The following is a 19,374-nucleotide window of genomic DNA, read 5'->3' as shown; positions in this document are numbered from 1 at the left end:
CACCGACGCCTGCTCCCACACCGACGCCTGCTCCCACACCGACGCCTGCTCCCACGCCGGCGCCGACGGATGAACCGACGACTCCGTCCCCGTCGCCAACTGACGAGCCTTCGCCTGAGCCCACACCGGAGCCGACCGAACAGCCGCAGACCCCGAATCCCGACCCCACTGACGACCCAGCACCCCAGCCGAGCCCCTCTCCCACGGATGACCCCTCGACGGGCCCGACGACACCCAACCCGGAAGTCTCACCGACACCCAGCCCTGAGCCCGTCGATCCGCCTTCCACGGGCGGGGAAAGCGACGTGAAGGCGCAGGGTCTCCCGTTCGCTGTCGTCGAGGACGGGTACAGCGTCCTGATGCACGTGACCGGTGACTTCGACCTCTCGGATGCCGTCTGGACGCTGGAGCAGGGCGAGCTGCCGACCGGCCTCGCCGTTGACAAGGCAACGGGGACCATCTCCGGTATCCCCACGTCGTCGCCGGGGAAGTACCTCTTCCAGCTGGCCGTCGTCAACGAGAAGACGACGGTGCGAGGGTGGTTCTACATCTGGCTGCAGGCTGCTACCGAGCCGAACCCAAGCCCCGAGCCCGGCGACGGCACTGATGAGCCCGGGTTCCCTCCCGGTGGAGGTGTGGATCCGACCGACCCCGTTGACCCGCACCCAGGCGACGGCGGCAGCGAGACCGATCCAGGCGACGACGGAACCCCCGGAGGCGAAGGCCCGACCGATCCCGTGGACCCCACTGATCCCACGGCGCCCGTTGACCCTGTCGATCCCACTGATCCCTCGCAGCCTGGCGATGGGGGAAGCGACGGAGGCACGGGGACTGACCCCACCGATCCCTCAGAACCCGCGGAGCCCGGCGACGGCGGCACCGCTGAACCTGACGACCCTACCGACCCAGACCCGGTCGATCCCGGAACCGAGACACCGACCGAGCCGGGCGACGGATCCGAGGTAGACCCCGAGGACCCGACAATCGATCCTGGGGCTGGCGGCGCGAAGCCGGACGTCCTGACGTTCCCGGTTCCTGCCACGGTCGCCGTGCAGGTTGGCGGCGTTGTCGACCTGGACCTCATTGCTACGTCGACGCTCGGCTTGGAGATCTCCTATGAGGCAACCGGCTTGCCGAGCTGGCTCTCGTTCACAGAAGGTCGACTGGTCGGTACGGCCCCATCAGCTGCGGGATCGTTCACGATCACCCTGACGGCGACCAATGCGAAGAACTCGGAGACGCAGCGCACGACGGTGATCGTTTCTCCTGGACGCACAGAGATCGACGCGGCCGCATTCGACCTGGTTGTGGGGGAGTCGAAGTCGATCGAGCTGAACGCCACGAACGGCTCGAGCAATGCGAACTTCGTTTACTCGCTCGTGAAGCAGGTCGCCGGCGTGACGCTCGAGGGGAACGTGTTGACGGCGACTGCAACGACTGCGGGCTCGTTCGATTTCGAGATCCTCGTGCACGACACGAACGCGCCGACCGGCGGCCGCGCAACGTTCACCATCCCGTTCACTGTGGCCCCGAAGCCCATCGTGTTCGTCGCTGGCACGCGCACCCTCACGCAGTACGTGGCGTACTCGAGCGCGTTCTCGGCGAGCGAGGGGTGGGGGCGGTACTCGTATCGTGTGGTCGACGGCGCACTCCCTGCAGGGCTGCAGCTGAACGTGAACGGCACGCTCAGCGGCTCCGTCGCCTCCACGGGCACCTTCACCGCCACCATCCAGGTCACGGACGCCGAGGGGCTGTCGGCGAAGGACGAGTTGACGATCGTGGTGCGGCCCAACCCTGCGATCACGCCCTCCGGTGCCATCGAGGTCACCCAGAGCACCGCGGCGCCCGCTGTCTCACCTGACGGCAACACCCTGTACGTCCCGAGCGGCAAGGTGCTCAACGTCATCGACGTGGACACGAGCACGATCCGCAGTCAGGTGCCGATCACGGTCACGTCAGTGCTGTCTACGAAGATCAGCCCTGACGGATCTCGTCTGGTGCTCGTCAGCGAAAGTGTCGCCCAGATCTTCGACACCTCGACCATGACGGTAGTCGGCTCGGTGACCGCGAGAGATCTCATCGACGCGACCTGGTCTCTCGACGGCACCGATCTCTACCTGGTTCGGACAGGCGCCAGCACGTACGCCCAGTTCCTGGTGGTCAATGCGACCAGTTGGGAGACGGTCAGCACACTCCGTCTGGGGGCCACGGGGAGGTACTGGAAGCTGCAGACGCTCTCGAGCGGCCTCGTGCTCGCGAACAGCAGCGGTTCCGCGACCAGCTACGAGATCGACCCCGCCGGACAGAAGGCTCGTGCGTTCTATAGCGCTCGGGCGGCGACGCTGATGGTCGACGCCGGCGACGGCACTGTGTGGATGGCCAACGGGCCCCTTCTGCAGCGTGTGGATGTGGCATCAGGAACCCTCCTCGCATCGACGAACATGGGCCAGTCGGCATCGGTGACCGCCATCGCACTGTCCCCTGACGGGCGCTGGATCTATCACCTGGGCTTGGGTGAGATACGCGTGTACGACGTGGAGGAAGACCTCGTGATCGCTCGCGTTCCTGTGGACGCGAATCAGAGCGCGAAGTTGGCGATCTCTCCCGATGGGACGAAGGTGTACGTCTCATCTGGTTCGACCTATTCCACGGTGATCGTACTGACGCCCGCTGCCAGCTGACCGCGGCCTCAGCAATGCCCCGGGTCCATGGCCTGGGGCATTGCTGACCCGTGGGACGACGCGAAGTCGTTACACATCGTTAATGCTCAGGAACGTGTAGACCCTGCTACGTTTACGCAGAGATCAGGAAACTTAAAATCGGAGAACCGTTGCCGAACACTTCCCCCAGTTCTACTGGTTCAGCAGCTTCACACCCCCAGCCCACCACCGCCGAGCAGCTCGCGCGGGAGAACATGCCACTGGCGACATACCTCGCCGTGGAGAAAGCGCGCACGGCCGAGCATCTGGATCTCGATGATCTGCTCTCGGCGGCGCGCATGGGTCTCGCCCAGGCGGCGGTCTCTTTTGACCCCTCCCGCGGCGTCCCCTTCGGTGCGTACGCCAGCTCTCAGATCAAGTGGGCGATCCTCAATGAGATGCGAGGAATGGACCCGGCGGGGGAGCGGAGTCGAGAGAAGATCAAGCTGCTCCGCGTCGCATCGGACCTCGTCGTCGCACGACACGACCGGGCTGCGACGGTCGCTGAACTCGCAAACGAGTCCGGCCTCAGCCTGGAGGTCGTGACCGAGATGATGAAGCTCGATGAGATGGTGCGCACGTCAACCAGCTACGAGGAGCACTTCGCCTCTGAGAACGGCCGGCATGAATACGATCTCACCGAGACCGTGATCCTCCCCGATCAGACCGCTGAGCAGACCGAGGAGCGAGAGATGCTCGTCCGCATGGTCGACGCTCTCCCTGAGCCGATGCGCACGATCATTCGAGGCATCTACCTCGAAGACCGCTCTGTGAAGTCTCTGGCCGAGGAGATGAGCGTCAGCCACCCGTATGTGTCGAAGGTTCGAACCAAGGCGTTGGCTCTCATGCGCGAGGCGATGAACCACTGGAACGACGGGGCGCCTGTGCACACCACGAGCAAGGCCGGCGCGGAGTTCTTCCAGACCCTGTTCGGCGAGTCGAAGGTTACGGCGGCGACCGTCGACGAGCACCTCCTGGCCGTCCTCTAACACCACCTCTCCGGCAGCTGTGCCGGGGTCGCCGATATGATCGCGGGATGGGCATGGGACAGATCGAACGACTTCTGGTGGCGGAGACCGACTACATCGCGGCGCAGGACTTCCGCAAGCTCGCCGAGCACTCCGTGAAGCTGTACGAGGAGAATCTGGGGCTCTACCGCACCGCCGGCGAAGACATCCCCGACGAAGCGCTCCGTGCCCTCGACAGCGCGCGCCTCGAGTACCAGCAGCTCAATCGAGTCTGCCTTCGTCACGCCGCGCGCCGGCTCGACGCGGCGAAGCGCGCTGAGGGGGAGGAGAGCGAGATGGAATCGGCGGTCATCATGTTCGACATCTCGCATCCGGTCACGGCCGCCGCCTGACAGAATCGACTCAGAAGCCCGAGAGGATGACTACCTCTCGGGCTTCTGTCGCGCCAGGGGCTACGGGTTCGTCTTCAGCCAGATCCATGCCCGCGCCAGCAGCCCGGTGGTAGCTCCGGATGCGGCGAGGCATTCGATGACCCCCATGCCGGTCACTGCCATCGGCACGCCGACGCAGAGCGTGACAACGACGAACGTCACAACGAGCCTCTGGGCTCAGAATCAGGGTGCCGGAGCGTCTGAGCAGGTCGACCCGACGCCCGCGATCGCTTCTTGGACCCCAGGATCATCACACCCTCAAAATGTATGATTGACTCATTTACGAGCGAAAAACGACCTAGAAGGAGTCGCCCATGACACTGGCAGTTCTCACGGAGAAGCCTTCGGCAGGGCGAGCGTTCGCAGCAGCCCTGGGTGGCGTTCAGGGCTCATTCAACGGCGAGCCGTACGTCGTCGTCTCCGCTCGAGGACACCTGTTCGAGCTCGCGCAGCCTGACCAGCAGCTCGCTGGCGCCACGGCCGACGAGGCCGCGAAGATGAAGTCATGGAGCCTCGGCAACCTCCCGTGGGACAGCGCGCGATTCTCGTGGTCTCGCGTTCCGATCAAGGGTACGAGCGACACGCTCAACCAGCTGCGCCAGGTGCTCCCTCGCGTCGACGAGATCGTCATCGCAACGGATCTCGATCCCACCGGAGAGGGCGACGCGATCGCCTGGAACATCATCGACGAGCTGCACCTGCATGGCAAGAAGTTCTCTCGGATGGAGTTCACCGATGAGGCGCCGGCGTCCATCCAGCGCGCGTTCGTCAAGCGGCGCCCCGTCAAGTCGATGCTCGACGAGGGCGACTATCTGAAAGCGAACTTCCGCGATCGCTTCGACTTCCTCACCATCCAGTTCACGCGGGTCGCATCGCTGTGTTCGGGCCAGCAGGCGGTCCTGCGACAGGGGCGACTGAAGTCGGCCATGGTGAAGCTCGTCGGCGACCAGCTTGCAGCGCACAAGAACTACGTCAAGATCCCCGAGTACCAGAACCGCTTCCGCGACGAGAACGGCGTCCTCTACACGAACCCCGAGGAGCCGCGCTTCGCGACCGAGGGCGAAGTCCCACAGATCTACAGCGCCTCCCGCGTCGTCCTCGACAAGAAGACCAACAAGGCGACCGCGCCCAAGCGGCTACTGGATCTCGCGGGACTCTCTGCTCGCCTCTCCAGCCGCGGCATCAAGGCCGACCAGGTGCTCGCGACCTACCAGAAGATGTACGAGGCACAGGTGGTGTCGTACCCGCGGACGGAGGACAAGACCATCACGACGGAGCAGTTCAACGAGCTCCTGCCCTTCGTGAACCAGATCGCGGCCGTCGCCGGGGTGAATCCGCAGCTTCTCACCCACCGGGCGCCCCGCAAGACCCACGTGAAGGACGCCGGCGCGCACGGCGCGAACCGTCCCGGACCTAAGGTGCCCGGCTCTCTCGACGCGCTGAAGTCGACGTTCGGACCGATCGCACCCCTGATCTACATCGAGCTGGCACGCTCCTACCTTGCGATGCTCGCCGAGGACTACCTGTACGAGTCCCAGGAGGGGCACCTGGAGACATACCCCGCGTTCAAGGGTCGCGCCAACGTACCTCTGAGCCTGGGATGGAAGCAGGTCTTCCAGGACTCCGACGACGACAAAGACGCCGAAGGGGGAGAGGAGAGCGAGGACAACCCGAAGGGTCTCGGAACGGTCGGGCAGCCCTTGGTCTACGAGATCATCCCGCCACGGCCGGAGCATCCGTCCATGAAGTGGCTGATGAAGCAGCTTGAGAAGCGAGACGTGGGAACCGGTGCGACGCGCACCAGCACCTACGCCGACGTCACCAACGCCCGAGCGAAGTATCCCCTTCTGAACGAGTCGCGCGGCAAGATCACGATGAGCGAGTACGGCGACATGAGCCATCGCCTGCTGCCGGGCACCCGTATCGGTGATCTCGAGCTGACCGAGCGCGTCTACGCCATCATGCGCGACGTCGCGACGGGCAAAGCGAACGCCGACGAGCAGCTCGCACAGGTGGCGCAGTGGGTGCGGGAAGACATCGAGACGATGCGGCACAACGCCGTGCAGATGCGGAAGGACTTGGGGCTGAGCGATATGCCACGCGAGAAGGCGAAGCACGAAGGCGTCTGGGTAGAAACCGGACAGGTGGTGAAGTTCAACCTCGAGTGGGGTGGACACACGTTCACCGATGCGGAACTCGCCGCCCTCCTGGCTGGCCAGGAGATCGCCTTCGATGCGATCAGCGCGAAGGACAAGAAGCCGTACCCGGTGCGAGGCAAGCTCGCCAACCAGGTCTTCGAGAAGAACGGAAAGTCGTACCCGTTCGTCGGCTTCCAGCGGAACATGGAGGGAGCGCGCGACGCGCGTGGCCAGCAGATGCCCCCTGAAGCCTGGTGCAGCCACGAGTTCACCATCGACGAGCGCTCCGATCTGATGGCCGGCCGGAAGGTGTACGTGCCCGATTTCGTCAGCCCGCGGACCGGCAAGACCTTTGGAGCAACGATCCACTTCGGCCCGCCGAAGCGCGGAGCGAAGGTCAAGAAGATCATCGCCGAGTTCGCGAAATAGGCGCCAGCCACGGAGCCGCGTGGACCCCCTGCCGGAGCACCGGTAGGGGGTCCTTTTGGTGCAGAACGACGCGGATTCTCGGTTACGAGCCGAATCGTCATTTCCGTGCATTTATGAGGGAAAAACGACGGGTCTTGATGTAGACTCGACAGATATCTGGGCACGTCATGCCCACCGAAATCTGGAGGCGACCCGTGGCGAAGCTCAACTACAAGATCCCGGTTTCGCTGGCACGCTCGGTCCTCGATCACGAGATCACCCTCAGCGGCGGCGGCTTCCAGATGAAGCCACTGGCCATGAAGGTCCTGTTCTTCTACGTCGGTTCGATCCTCATCCTCATCTGGGCGGTGGGGAACACCTTCCTCAAGCACGCGAACCCGTTCCTGCTGATCGCAATCGTGATCTGGTGGCTGGTCGCGACCGCCTTCCTCGGCAAGTACTCGAAGACCAAAGAGCTCAACCTCAAGAGCATCCCCGCACTTCTGAACTACCTGCCGAAGTCCGCCCGCCGCGTCCCCACGCGACAGGACTCCGACCCCAGCGGCTTCTACTCGGTCCTCGGGATCGACGAGATCGACGCCAACGGCTTCATCACCTGGGGCGACGGAACCGTCGGCCAGGCCTACATCGTGGTCGGCTCTGCATCCGTCCTCGTGTTCGAGCAGGACCGCATCTCGATCCTCGATCGCGTCGACGCCTTCTGGCGCAAGATCGACACGACCGTCGAACTCATCTGGGTCACGACGAAGGAACCACAGCGCGTCTACCGCCAGCTCGCCAACCTCGAGCGCATCAACCGCGGCCTCGAGGTCCGAGACCCCGATCTGCAGGAGCTGATGGAAGAGCGGTACTCGATCCTCCGCGACTACGTCGGCGACTCCTTCACCTCGATCCACCAGTACGTGCTCATCAAGGCGGACAACCGCGAGGCGTTCCGGAAGGCGCAGGTCGTCCTGCAGGCCGAGGCCGAGGAATCGTCTCTGATGATGAAGCAGCTCACTCCTCTCAACGGCAACGAGGTCCAGGAGGTCCTTCGTTCCGTCTACACCGGCTCTCGCTGACGTTGACGCCGCGGCCGACCTCCCGACAGACGAGCACGAAGGACACGACGATGAACGCGAACACCCCACTGGACACCACCACCGCCTCTCCTTTCGGAGCAAGCAGTGGTGGATTCGCACGTCTGCGCGAGGCGACGAAGGAAGCCGAGATCGACAAGGCGCTCCAGGTGCTGGAGGAGTCCGCCACGGATGACGCGTTTGCGGGCATGACCCCGAAGGAGCGTCGCCTCGCCGAGCGCCAGCTCCGTCGCCTCAAGGGCAAGATGGAGGACTACCCGCACCTCATGGCGATCAAGCCCACCGAGGGCTACCTCTTCCGGAGTGACTACTTCCACGTCGACCGCGGTGTCGCGTGTGTTCTGGGCTTCTTCCACGACGATGCAGCCAAAGATGACTTCGGTGCGTTCTGGGGGATCAACAGAATCCCGGACGGCCTGGGTGACGGCGTGAGCGTCGTCGTTCTCGAGCAGGTGCGCCGAATGGGCCAGCAGTGGATCGACGACAAGACGGGCGACTCTGAGCGCCTGAACAAGCTCGACGCCGGCGAGAACGATGCGACCCTGTCCGCAAGGACGAAGCGCAAGGCCGCGAAGGTCCTGTCCGACGTCGAGATCGCGACCGACGAGCTCGCAGACGGGGCATCGTATCTTCACGTCCACAACCGCCTCCTCGTCCGAGCCGGGTCCCTTGATGCACTCGACGACGCCCTGGAGAAGGTTGCCCGTCTCTACGTCGATCGCTTCGGAACCCTGAACGTCGCCGCCTATCCAGGGGAGCAGCGCGCAGAGCTGTCCGGCCTCATGCGCAAGATGGACAAGAAGCGAGGCAGCGGCCAGCACTTCACGTCCGTCGAGTTCGCCGGCTCCCACTCACTGGTCACGAACGGTCTCAACGACCCCAGCGGCGAGTACGTCGGGTCCATGAAGGGCGACGTCAACAACTCCGCTGTGCTCTTCGACGTCAACGACTACTCCCACCATGTCGTGGTCGCCGATTCGTCGATGAACGACTACCTCGGTCGCGCCCACGTTCCCGACATGTGGGGGAGCAAGATCAGCCAGAGCGCTCTGCTCAACAACGGCCGCGTGGTGCATCTCGTCCTCGACGGTGCCGACCTGGACCGTCTCGGCCCCGCTCTTGAGGGCATCACGACGCGCCTGGACATGAGCACGGGCGACATCAACATGCTCGAGATGTTCGGAGATGTCGAGGACGAGCAGGCAATCTTCTCCGCGCACATCGAGAAGCTCGTCCTGATGACCGAGCAGGTGTACGAGGCGACGGACATGGATCGATCCATCATCCGAGGCACACTCGCCGACACCCTCACCACCTTCTACGTCGACAAGAACATGTGGGTCTTCAACGCCCCCGAGAACCGCAGTCGGCTGCGCATCGTCGGCATCCCTCACAACCAGGTGCCCCGTCTGCAGGATCTCGTTACCTCGTTCCAGACCGGCTACCGTGCCCTGGAGAGCCGCGAAGCCCGGGACCCCGAGATGCTCCACGCGTACAACGTGCTGCAGAAGGTCTACATGAACCTCCTCAACACCCAGGGTGACCTCTTCAACACCCACACGAGCGAGCGCATCGACGGCGTCGGCCAGGCGCGTCGCGTCATCTATGACTTCTCCAAGCTGCTCCACCGCGGTAAGGGGGTCGCGATGGCTCAGCTGGTGAACACGATCGGTTTCGCTGTCGACAACCTCTCCCTCGGTGACACGCTCGTCATCCATGGCACCGAGCACATCGACGATGCGGTGAAGAAGTACATGCAGTCGCAGCTGGACCGACTCTTCACTCGCGGCGGCCGCGTCGCGTACCTGTACAACTCGGCCGAGAAGATGCTGCTCGATTCGGCGTTCAACCGCTTCGACGACGCCAACTGGACCGTGCTCGGACCGATGACCGACACGACCGTCGCGGCGTATCAGAAGAAGCTCGGCCGCGACATCCCGCCGGACCTCGAGCACCTCATCACGCAGCGCGGTGAGTCACTGGCATACCTCCGTCGCGGAGTGACCAACGTGGTGTTCCACCTGGATCTCGCGCTCGGTGTCAATCCGGCTCGGGCGGCTCAGCGTGAAGCCATCGCAGAAACTCAGCGCCGCCAGAAGGAGTCCGCACGACCTGCCGCTACCCCCAAGGGTTACGTCACCCAGGAGCAGCACAACGAGACTCGGGCGCCGAAGGCCCTCCCCGGGATCACCCCCTTGGGACGGCCGGCGTCCCTGCAGCCGCAGCGGCGGATGGTGCCCACCCGATGAGTACTACGCAGACGATTCGAAACGACGAGCAAGGGATCCCGATGTCGGACATCACCACCTCCCCGGGGGCGCCGCGCAACCTCCTCACCTTCCTCCGCGAAGGACGAGCAGGGAACGCACCTGCGGTCGAGACTGCTCGGTCTCGGTTCTGGAGCTCGCGCCGGGTGATCGCCCTCGTGGCAGCTGTGATCTTCCCGCTCATCGCCGTACTCGGGCTGTTCGCCGCTCAGAGCGCGAACGCCGCTGACGAGGACGCGATGAAGTTCTCGTTCTACAAGGTCGCCTCGTCGACGACGGCGTTCTTCTCCACGGTGCAGGAGCCGGGAAGCACGGAAGCGGCATTCAGCCACGAGTGGGGCGTCCTTCTCCAAGACCCCGGTTCGGCCGGATCGCTCCTCGGATATGCCGACCCTGATTTCTCCAGCGTTTCCGGCTGGCTCATGTCCAAGCTCTCCGGCTCGTCTGATGCGATCGGCTACGAGACGCTGTTGGTCCGCGACGGCGAGGGCAACTTCTCCTCGTCCCGCTTCCAGGGCATGGTCGACTACGCGTACTTCGGAGCCGCGCTCAAGGGGATGGGGCTGGACAGCACCAGCACCGGACTCGCTCTGCCGATGATGAACTGGCTCGGCGGTGGTGTCGTCATGCTTCTGTTCATCCTCGGTGGTGCCGTGGACTTCGTGTTCAACGCCTTCGTCAACATCCTCGCCTTGCTCAACCCCTTCAAGCTCTTCTACGCAGGCGTCAACGCAATCAGCCCGACGCTCGCTGATGGCATGGTCGGCAACGGCACGCCCGACGTCGGTCCGCTCAGCGGTCTTGTCAGCTGGATCGGAGGCTGGTACCAGACGCTCGTCACCCTTTCCTGGACCGTCATGGTGCCGCTCTTCATCGCGGTGCTGATTTTCGGGCTGTTGATGTTCAAGAAGATGGATCGCGGCGGCGCGGTGAAGAAGCTCATCATCCGCCTCCTGTTCATCGGTCTGGGTCTTCCTCTGCTCGGCTCGATGTACACCGGGATGCTCACCTCGATGCAGGACGCCTCGAGCGAAGGAAACTCCGGTTCCGCGCGAGTGGTGATGAGCACCTATGTCGACTTCGAGAACTGGGCGCTGAAGAGCCGTCTCGCCGTGCCCGAGGGCGCCACCATTCAGTGGGACTCCTCGTCGAACACCCCGAGCGGCACCGCTCAGGCGAACGTGCGCAACACCGCTCTCGCGATCAACAACCAGACTCACAACCTGGGGCTGAAGGCGATCGTCGCCAGCGGGTCCTACGATGCAACCTGGTCGGCAGAGATCATGAGCAAGGACGGCAAGGCGATCGACGCCGCCACCGGCCCGGTGACCTTCATCAAGACGGTCGATCTCCTGGGTCGGTTCATGAGCGGTAAGCAGGTCTCGGCTGCGTCGTTCGAGACGATCGCAAAGGGTGACCTGTCGCAGTCTTCGTACTTCCAGAACCACGGCAACGACACCGTGAAGGCCTGGTTCGAGGATCTGACCAAGGGTGCCGGCGACCTCAACAAGTACAACCCGGTTCCGAACCCGCTGGTGTCTGTCCAGTCCGGTACTGGTCTGCGGGCTGGCGGCAACTCGTCGCTGCGCACGTTCACCACCGTCAACAACGGCTGCAAGTTCACCGGTACGCAGATCGTCACGAGCGACGGCGCACCACGATCGTGCAACCTGTCTCCTCTGGCGATGTACAACTACCTGAACACCGACTTCGACTCAACGTCGATGCGCATGTACTCGTCCTCGAACGTCGCCTCGGAGGCGACGCGGTCGATCCACAACTCCGTCAGCCAGGTCGGCACCGGAACGATGAGCTTCCTGTACTGGCTGAACTCGACCGTGCTTCTGGGCGCCTTCGTCCTCATCGGATTCGGTTACGCGTTCTCGATGCTGTTCGCCAGCATCCGGCGCTCGATCCAGACCGTCACAGCCATACCGTTCGCCGTGATGGGTGCGATGGCCGGAATCGCGAAGGTGATCGTCTACTCGATCGCGCTCATCCTCGAGGTGGTCGTGACGATCTTCATCTACAAACTCGTTCAGGAGTTCCTGACCTCGCTGCCGCAGATCATCGAGATGCCGTTCGCTGCGGTGCTCAGTAACGGAGCGGGCGGAGATCTCGCCGGGTTCGTCACGTTCCTCATGGCAGGGTGGGGCTTCTCGCTCGTCGTGACCCTGCTGTCGATCATCGGAGTCATCGCGTTCACGGTGATGGCGCTGCGCGTTCGCAAGACGTTCGTCAAGGCGATCGAGGAGGCGGTGACCAAGCTCGTCGAGAAGTTCATGGACACCCAGGTCGGCATCCCGGGCAACAGCGGCCTCGTTCCAGCGATGGCTGGCGGACTCGCCTCGGGTGCTGGTGCCGCCGCGGCGACTCAGATGCTGAACAAGGGCGGGAAGGGTGTCGTCGCGGCTTCCTCCTCGACGCCCGAGCGCGGACGCCCCGAGGGGATCTCGACGGCCGGCGGCGTGGCCCCCGGTGGACCCGCCGGACCTGAGGGCGCCATGGGTCAGCTCGAGATCACCAGCGGCCCCGATTCTGGAGCTGCAGGCAACGGCGACCCGGGAACCGACCCTGGGGCTCTTCCGGGCGGGTCATCGAGCGAGCTGACCATGATGTCCGAAGAAGTGTCCCTCGGTCGAGAGGTGCAGGCGAATGGCCTCTCCAAGCCCGGCGAGATCGCAGCCCCGCAGGTCGAGGGGGATGCTCTCAGCGACGCTTCTGCGTCGATCGACGAGTCGAACGCCGGATTGAAGGAGGCGAAGACGAAGAGGCTTGCAGCGGGCAAGGAGGGTGTCGAAGCCGTCGGTGACGGTGCTCTTGCGGTGGGTCGCGGCTTGACCGGTGATGCCCAAGGCGCGGCTGAGGACGGCGGCAAGGCTGTGCAGAAGGGTGGGTCGGCTGTTGCCGGCGACCAGGAGGCGAAGCACGCGAAGGCCGAGGCGACCAGGAGCTCGCTGGACAAGCCGAACACGAAGAACCTCAAGCAGGCCGAGAACGCACGCGCCATCTCGGCAGCGGGAGGCACAGTCGCAGGCGTCGCCGGTGCAACTCGAGGGGCTAAGGGCTCGTCGGGGACGACGCCGAGCAGCGGAGCAGCTGGAGCGAAGACCCCGGCCACCTCGAAGACCCCGGCCACCTCGAAGAGCGCGTCCACCTCGAAGGCGACAACTGCTACGAAGGCAGCGCCCACTTCGAAGGCGGCCACTTCCACGCGGAGTGCAGGAGCCTCTGCAGCATCGACGAAGCAGGGCTCTTCCGATCGCCCGTCTGCGGTCAAGACGGCTTCTGCCTCGAAGACGCCCACGCCTACTCGGACTGCAGGAACGTCTGCCACAGCGACGAAGCAGGCGCCGGCTTCGCGCCCATCGACGGGCAAGACTGCGGCCGCCACGAAGACCTCCACCCCCTCTCGGGGTGCAGGGTCGACATCTGCCCCCGCAAAGCAGTCTTCGCCCAGTCGGCAGGCTACGCCCACGCAGACTTCTGCACCTCGTACCGCAGCGCCGGTCAAGCAGGCTCCTCGTGGCGCAGCTCCCGTCAAGCAGGCTCCGCGTAATGCAGCGCCGGTGAAGCAGTCCACGAGGGGCGCGACGCCAGTACGACAGGCGCCGTCCTCGGCGGCTCCGGTGAGGCAGGCGCCGACGGGCACTTCGGCACCCGTGGTGACGACGCGTTCGCGGCCGGCTCCGGCGCCCCAAGCGCCGCGGGCACCACAGGTGTCACGGCCCGCTCAGGTCGCGGCGCCAGTGGTGCAGGCTCCGAAGGCAGCCCCCGTCGCTCCCACGCGAAACGCGCCCAGCCCCGCTCGGTCCGTGCGGGCCGATCGGACTCCTCGTCCGAAGGGCTCAGAGAGGCGGGATCGATCCGGCAGCTAGTCGGAATCCCTCGTGAACGAGAATCGGCTGGTGAGCTTCAACGCTTATCAGCCGATTCCCGTTTTTCACGCATTTATGAGCGTAAATGGGGTATGGTAATTCGCAGGGCATCGACCCCTAACCACCCACTCCCCAGCTAGAGCGAGGACACATGAGCACCACGGCCATCATCCAGAACGCAGGTGACGTCACAGACACCCCGGCCCTTCCCTTGGGCGCCTGGGACCTGGTCTCCTTCCTCACGAACACCACCGATTACGCCGGCTTCGTCGGTGGTGCCCTGGTCACCCTGCTGGGTCTGATCATCCTCATCGTCGCCGGCGTCTTCGTCACCAAGAAGCTCTTCGGCAACGGCCAGCAGCAGGAGAAGTCCTGGATCATGATCGCCGTGATGATCCTCCTCGGAGGCGCATTCTTCGGCGGCGGTCTCGCACTGATCCAGATGGTCGCCTCCGGTGGAGAGCAGACCATCAAGGAGCTCGGCGGCGGTTTCATCGTCCTGTCGGGCTACCTCGGACGCTGAGCGACACAGCTCACACAGAACGCGTGGATGCGGGGTCGGCGGCTAATGCCGTCGGCCCCGTTTCTCATCGATAGCAGCACCTCCACCCGCTCCAGACGACCACCCATCAGAGAGGCATCCCGACATGGGCATCAAGGATTCGATGAAGAACGTGAGCACGGCATTGCGCCTGGACTCCCATCACGGCATCGAGCGCTTCGGTGTCTTCGTCGCGGCGATCGCGGTGAGCTTCGTGCTCCTGTTCGGGTCGGCAGCGGTCTCATCGGTGACCAACCAGCAGGCGGACCTGGACAGCACCACCCTGTACACACCTACGTTCACCACATCCCGTACGCAGGTGTCGGGTGAGGTCAACGGCGTCTACGTCAACACCGATCGCACCCGAGCACTGCTCCTCATGCAGTTCAAGAGCACGAGCGTCATGTCGGCCAACGCCGAGAAGTACAAGGCGTATCTCACGGGCGCCACCTCCGATCTGAAGGACCAGCCTCTCAAGAGCGCGGTGACGGGTGAGATCGTCGTCTTCGGCTCCACGGGCTACATGGGGATGGTCATCGACAGCGATCGCCCGTTCGAACAGCAGATCCTCAATCTCACGATGCGCTCCAACTCCGAGCTCGTCTACAAGCCCGCTGATGCGCGAAAGCTCCGCGAGGATCTCGCTGGCCAGAAGACGTTCGCCGAGTTCGACCAGTGGCGACTGTACTTCAACCCCGGTGCGTCGGGTGCGACGGAAACTGCCGCCCTAGACGGCGACACCTTCGACGCAGGCGCGGTGTACGCCGACCTCGTCGTCGCGCCCCAGGAGGAAGAGGTTCGCGCGGACCTCGACGAACAGCTCGAGCAGATGAAGGTCGATCAGGCACGCATCGCCGAGTACACGGCTGAGGGTCGTCGTGTCAGTGTCGACGGCGTGCAGATGCAGCTCCCTGAACTTCCTGCACCGATTGCGGGTGACCAGGTCACCGGTGACGTCGCCAAGGACGACACACCCTCCACTCTCGAGCTGGACGCCGAATGGGTATCCAGCCGCGGGTTCAACTTCGACTGGCGAGACGGGAGCGTCGAAGAGGGCTACATCCGACACATCGTCCCCGAGGGAGACTCCTACGTCACCTACCTCGCCGACAAGGCCGCTGCAGGCAAGAGCGCGGAAGAAAGCAACGTTCGATCCAGCCAGCTGGAATGGCCACTGACCAACGGACGCCTGCTGACGGACTACGGCACGAGCGACAAGGCGATGCAGCCGCTGTTCGAGATCCGCAATGACCTCTCCCAGGCCATGGACGACTACTTCAAGCACAAGTCGACCTATCAGAACGAGACCCTGGCGAAGCTCGTCGAGCTAGAGGTCGACCTGGAGACGGTGCGCGCGAGCTCGTCCTCACGTACTGACGCCGAAGCGCTCTTCACCTACTGAATCCGTCACCTACCGCATCACGTATCCGACGAAAGGGCAGGCGATGTCTGACTCACCCCTCCGTGGCGCAGGTGGCGCAGGTGGCTTCGCCGCTCCTGGTCAGCCTGGGAATGCCGCTGTTCCGAACACCGAGCCTCCTGCTGGGGGTATCGCGCGGCGTCAACCGGCATCCAGCGAGCCGACCCGCGACAACGGCCAGCCTGGCGCACCGGCCGCACGCCCTGCAGCGGGAGAGCCCGCAGGCGGAAAGGACCCCGCACCGAAGCTCGGAGCGGGCGGAACGTCTGCGTCCGTGGATTCACTCGAGAAGGACGACACCAACGTTCTGCGCGGGGGAGTGGGGAAGGCAGCAGCTGTAGGTGCAGCCGTCCCTGCCGCGGCAACCGCCGGGCAGGCGCTCATCTTCATGATGTTCATCAACTGGCTCAAGGGCATCCTGATGAACCTCATGGCTCTGGCAGCCAACCTCTGGAACCTGGCCATGGGCCTTCTGCTCACGCTCGGGAAGACGGTCGTGGGCTCGATGCTCGCGGTCGGCACGGCCATAAGCACAGCGGTGGGCGGGGCAGTATCCGCCGTCGCGGCCGGGGCAATGTCTTTCGCCGCCGGCGGCCTCGTCGTCGCCATCGTCGTCACCACCGCGGTGACCATGATCGGGGAGAACATCTCGATCAAGGACTCGACGCTCGCCCAGTGCACGGTTGAGGCCGAGGCGGCACTCGAAGAGATCGATGGGTCTGAGGGGTCCGTCGACGTCCAGACCCGGGCGAACGCCGAGATGATCTACTCGGTGCTCAGCGCGTGGGGGATGCCCGACGAGAACATCGCAGGCATCATCGGCAACTGGGACGCGGAGTCGGGCATCGACCCCACCAGCGTCCAGAACCACTTCGATTCCCCGATGAGAATGTCGGAGGTGAAGCGCAGCGCTGCGTCGAACACGGATAACGGCATCGGTCTCGGGCAGTGGACGTTCGGTCGCAACTCCAACCTGCGCGCGTATGCAGACGGCCACAGCAAGGACTGGTGGACGCTCGAGATTCAGCTCGGCTTCATGCTCTCCGCGGCCGAAGGATCCGACGCCGGCGTGGTCAAGGACATGATCTCCACGTCCTATGGCACCCCGGCGGATGCCGCCGCACACTTCCACGACGCATGGGAGCGTTCCGCCGACACCGCCGCCATGGCGGCACGTCGCGGCACCTACGCGAACATGTGGATGGGGATGTTCAGCGGATGGACGTCGAACAAGGCGTTGGCCGACTCGATCCTCGCCCAGGCCGGTACCACTGTCTCTGGAGCGAACGGCGGCCGCGCCGAGGCCGTCCGTTCCGACTGCGTCGAGGTCGAGGAGGCTCCGGAGTGGGTCGCGGACGGCACGGCACCGGGCGCGTGGGGCGGATTCGAGAACGGCAAGATCCCCCAGAGCGCCCTCGCTCCGATCCCGTGGGCCCAGCTCGGCCCCGCGTACCTCCGCACGGACGCCGTCGAGGCCCTCGCTGAGCTGAACATCGAGTTCAAGGCTCAGTTCGGATACGACCTTGCGATCAACGATGCCTACCGTGACTACGCCGGGCAGGTCTACCAGCGCAATCGCTGGTGCTCACTGGGTAAGTGCCAGAACGCTGCTGTACCTGGCACCTCGAACCACGGCTGGGCCCTCGCTGTCGACATCGGCAACAAGAGCCACACCGTGCTCGGCTTCAATTCGCCCGAGTACATCTGGCTCAAGGCCAACGCCGGGAAGTACGGCTGGGTGCACCCGAAGTACATGGAGCCCGGCGGCAGCGGACCGTTTGAGGCCTGGCACTGGGAATTCTACGGCGTCGCATAAATTCCAGTTCAGAGGCTATTTCCGACTTCCTATCAACCACAAGTGTACGACGAATCGAAGGCAATCACCATGGCAGATGAGAAGAAGGGCCCCGCAACGCGCGAGAGCGTGGACGCGTGGTTCGCCGACCGACTCGAGGCGAATCGGCGCGCTCGAGAGACGAAGGTGACCCCGGAGGCCCTCCTCCGGGATCTGGGCGAGCGCAGGGAAGCGCGTAGCGATCGCCCTCGGTCCGCGATGTGGCGTGCCGTGCCGGCCATCCTTGGATGCGGATTCCTGCTCGCAGCCGGCGCGGTGGCCCTCGGAACGAACGGCGCCACGCAGACCTACGAGAGCGAGCATGCGAGCTATCTGCAGCAGATCGCAACGGCAGAGGTGGCGCTCGACGAAGTCGCCCTCCTTGAGCCCGGCACGCCCGAAGCTGCCGCCGCGCCCGCGATCGATGCGCAGTTCGCTGCCGCCGAGGAGGCCGGTCGCGCGGTGGCAGATCTTCAGCAGAGCTATGCGGAGATCCTGTTCGCAGGAAACGACGAGATTGCGGACGACAACGGCCCGCAGAAGGCGTACGAGAATGCGCTCGCCCACCAGAGCACCCTCGCTCCATTCTTCGCCGACCGGACATTCAAAGCCGATCGGGGCGACAGCCTCAGCGACACCGACATCGACCCCCGGTTCCCTTGGTACATCGGCTACGCGAGCGACGGGGTCACGATTCTTGCCCCGAGCACGTCCTCCTGGGCGTTGACTGCCGTCGCCCCGACTGACACCGTCGGAGTCCTCGAAGTCACCTGGCTCAACCGCGGAGGATCCGGCGAGCTCTATGCATGGGCGACGTCGGACTACTACGTGAGCGAGAACAAGTTCGGAGATCTGACCGTGGGCAAGACCACTCTGGGCGACCAGAGCGCAACCGAGCTGCAGCTCTCGAGGAAGTGACGACATGTCGACGATGAAGAAGCTGGCTTTCCCTCTATTCGGCGCCGCAGTGCTCGTGGCGACCAGCATCGTCGGAGGCTCGATCTCCGCGAGCCATTCGGCGCAGCTGGATTCCGACAAGGCGACCCTCGCCGGGATCCACGACGAGGTCACACAGGCCAAGGCGGAGGTGGACATCGCTGCCGAAGACACGGCCCTGGAGTTCTCTGGTGCCCAGCGCAACAGGGTCAAGGGGGACGAGGCGATCATCGAGGATCTCGCAGACCGAGCGCTGAGCTGGGACGATCACGCGGCCTACCAGGAAGCCCGAGCGAGCACGATGCGCACGTACGGTCTCACTGAGGACTCCGAATTCATGACCACATTCCTCCCGCCGGCGCCGGTGAATCTGGACAAGCAGGGAAACGAGTACCCCTACATCGACGCGGCGGGACTCAACTCCCGCGCTGCGGGCGTCACCGCGCGACTGCTCGGCGTCGACGGCACGGCGTACTCGTACATGGCGCTGGTCGATGTCGAGTCCACGTCGAGCGACGGGCTCGGAACAGCGTCGAACGTGGCGACCATCTTCCTCACGCTCGACAGCGACGGCCGGGTGACAGCCCTCTCGGGCTACGCGGCCACCTCGGCACCTGCGACGTCGAAGTAGCGTGCCGGAGGAGCGCTCTTCCGCGTGATTCCGCGGATCTCGACCTACATGGCGGGGTATCCCCATCCAGCGTCAAGTGATACGCTTTTGCTGATAGATGAGCAGAAAACGCGTTTCGCTTGG

Annotated in this window: 13 protein-coding genes; 12 read left to right on the top strand and 1 reads right to left on the bottom strand. The window is 64.5% G+C overall.

Annotation, left to right across the window (positions count from 1 at the left end; all coding sequences use genetic code 11):
* Positions 1-305 precede the first annotated feature (305 nt).
* The 3 genes from RQG82_RS17050 (at position 306) to RQG82_RS17040 (ending at position 4,059) form a co-directional block, all read left to right on the top strand.
* Positions 306-2,681: a putative Ig domain-containing protein gene (locus RQG82_RS17050; RefSeq protein WP_311245236.1), complete on the top strand. Its 2,376-nt coding sequence runs from the start codon at positions 306-308 to the stop codon at positions 2,679-2,681.
* Between the two features lie 149 nt (positions 2,682-2,830).
* Entirely contained in the window at positions 2,831-3,688 is an 858-nt protein-coding gene (locus tag RQG82_RS17045) for a sigma-70 family RNA polymerase sigma factor (protein WP_311245237.1), read from the top strand.
* 47 nt (positions 3,689-3,735) lie between these two features.
* Positions 3,736-4,059 carry a hypothetical protein gene (locus tag RQG82_RS17040; RefSeq protein WP_311245238.1) on the top strand — a complete coding sequence of 108 codons (324 nt, stop codon included), beginning with the start codon at positions 3,736-3,738 and terminating at the stop codon, positions 4,057-4,059.
* Between the two features lie 60 nt (positions 4,060-4,119).
* On the opposite strand, the gene RQG82_RS17035 is transcribed toward RQG82_RS17040, so the two are convergent.
* On the bottom strand, positions 4,120-4,260 hold the full coding sequence (locus tag RQG82_RS17035) for a hypothetical protein (RefSeq protein ID WP_311245239.1): 141 nt from the start codon (positions 4,258-4,260) through the stop codon (positions 4,120-4,122).
* Positions 4,261-4,412: 152 nt separating this feature from the next.
* On the opposite strand from RQG82_RS17035, the gene RQG82_RS17030 reads away from it, so the two are divergent.
* The 9 genes from RQG82_RS17030 to RQG82_RS16990 all read left to right on the top strand — a co-directional run bounded on the left by RQG82_RS17030 (position 4,413) and on the right by RQG82_RS16990 (position 19,251).
* Positions 4,413-6,665 carry a DNA topoisomerase gene (locus RQG82_RS17030; RefSeq protein ID WP_311245240.1) on the top strand — a complete coding sequence of 751 codons (2,253 nt, stop codon included), beginning with the start codon at positions 4,413-4,415 and terminating at the stop codon, positions 6,663-6,665.
* A gap of 194 nt (positions 6,666-6,859) precedes the next feature.
* On the top strand, positions 6,860-7,726 hold the full coding sequence (locus RQG82_RS17025) for a hypothetical protein (RefSeq protein ID WP_311259988.1): 867 nt from the start codon (positions 6,860-6,862) through the stop codon (positions 7,724-7,726).
* Positions 7,727-7,776: 50 nt separating this feature from the next.
* Positions 7,777-9,993: a hypothetical protein gene (locus RQG82_RS17020; protein ID WP_311245242.1), complete on the top strand. Its 2,217-nt coding sequence runs from the start codon at positions 7,777-7,779 to the stop codon at positions 9,991-9,993.
* 41 nt (positions 9,994-10,034) lie between these two features.
* Positions 10,035-13,889 carry a hypothetical protein gene (locus RQG82_RS17015; protein ID WP_311245243.1) on the top strand — a complete coding sequence of 1,285 codons (3,855 nt, stop codon included), beginning with the start codon at positions 10,035-10,037 and terminating at the stop codon, positions 13,887-13,889.
* A gap of 151 nt (positions 13,890-14,040) precedes the next feature.
* Positions 14,041-14,412 carry a hypothetical protein gene (locus tag RQG82_RS17010; RefSeq protein WP_311245244.1) on the top strand — a complete coding sequence of 124 codons (372 nt, stop codon included), beginning with the start codon at positions 14,041-14,043 and terminating at the stop codon, positions 14,410-14,412.
* A gap of 124 nt (positions 14,413-14,536) precedes the next feature.
* On the top strand, positions 14,537-15,832 hold the full coding sequence (locus RQG82_RS17005) for a hypothetical protein (RefSeq protein ID WP_311245245.1): 1,296 nt from the start codon (positions 14,537-14,539) through the stop codon (positions 15,830-15,832).
* A 43-nt stretch (positions 15,833-15,875) separates the two neighbouring features.
* Complete coding sequence (locus RQG82_RS17000; protein ID WP_311245246.1) at positions 15,876-17,666, top strand: phage tail tip lysozyme; 1,791 nt, start codon at positions 15,876-15,878, stop codon at positions 17,664-17,666.
* A 69-nt stretch (positions 17,667-17,735) separates the two neighbouring features.
* A complete protein-coding gene (locus RQG82_RS16995; RefSeq protein WP_311245247.1) occupies positions 17,736-18,602 on the top strand; it encodes a hypothetical protein in 867 nt (288 codons plus the stop codon).
* Between the two features lie 4 nt (positions 18,603-18,606).
* Positions 18,607-19,251: a hypothetical protein gene (locus tag RQG82_RS16990; protein WP_311245248.1), complete on the top strand. Its 645-nt coding sequence runs from the start codon at positions 18,607-18,609 to the stop codon at positions 19,249-19,251.
* Positions 19,252-19,374 lie beyond the last annotated feature (123 nt).

Source organism: Microbacterium sp. WCS2018Hpa-9 (assembly GCF_031843745.1).
Lineage (GTDB): Bacteria > Actinomycetota > Actinomycetes > Actinomycetales > Microbacteriaceae > Microbacterium.
Note: the sequence above shows the minus strand (reverse complement) of the source record. Positions and strands in the feature narration are given on the sequence as shown.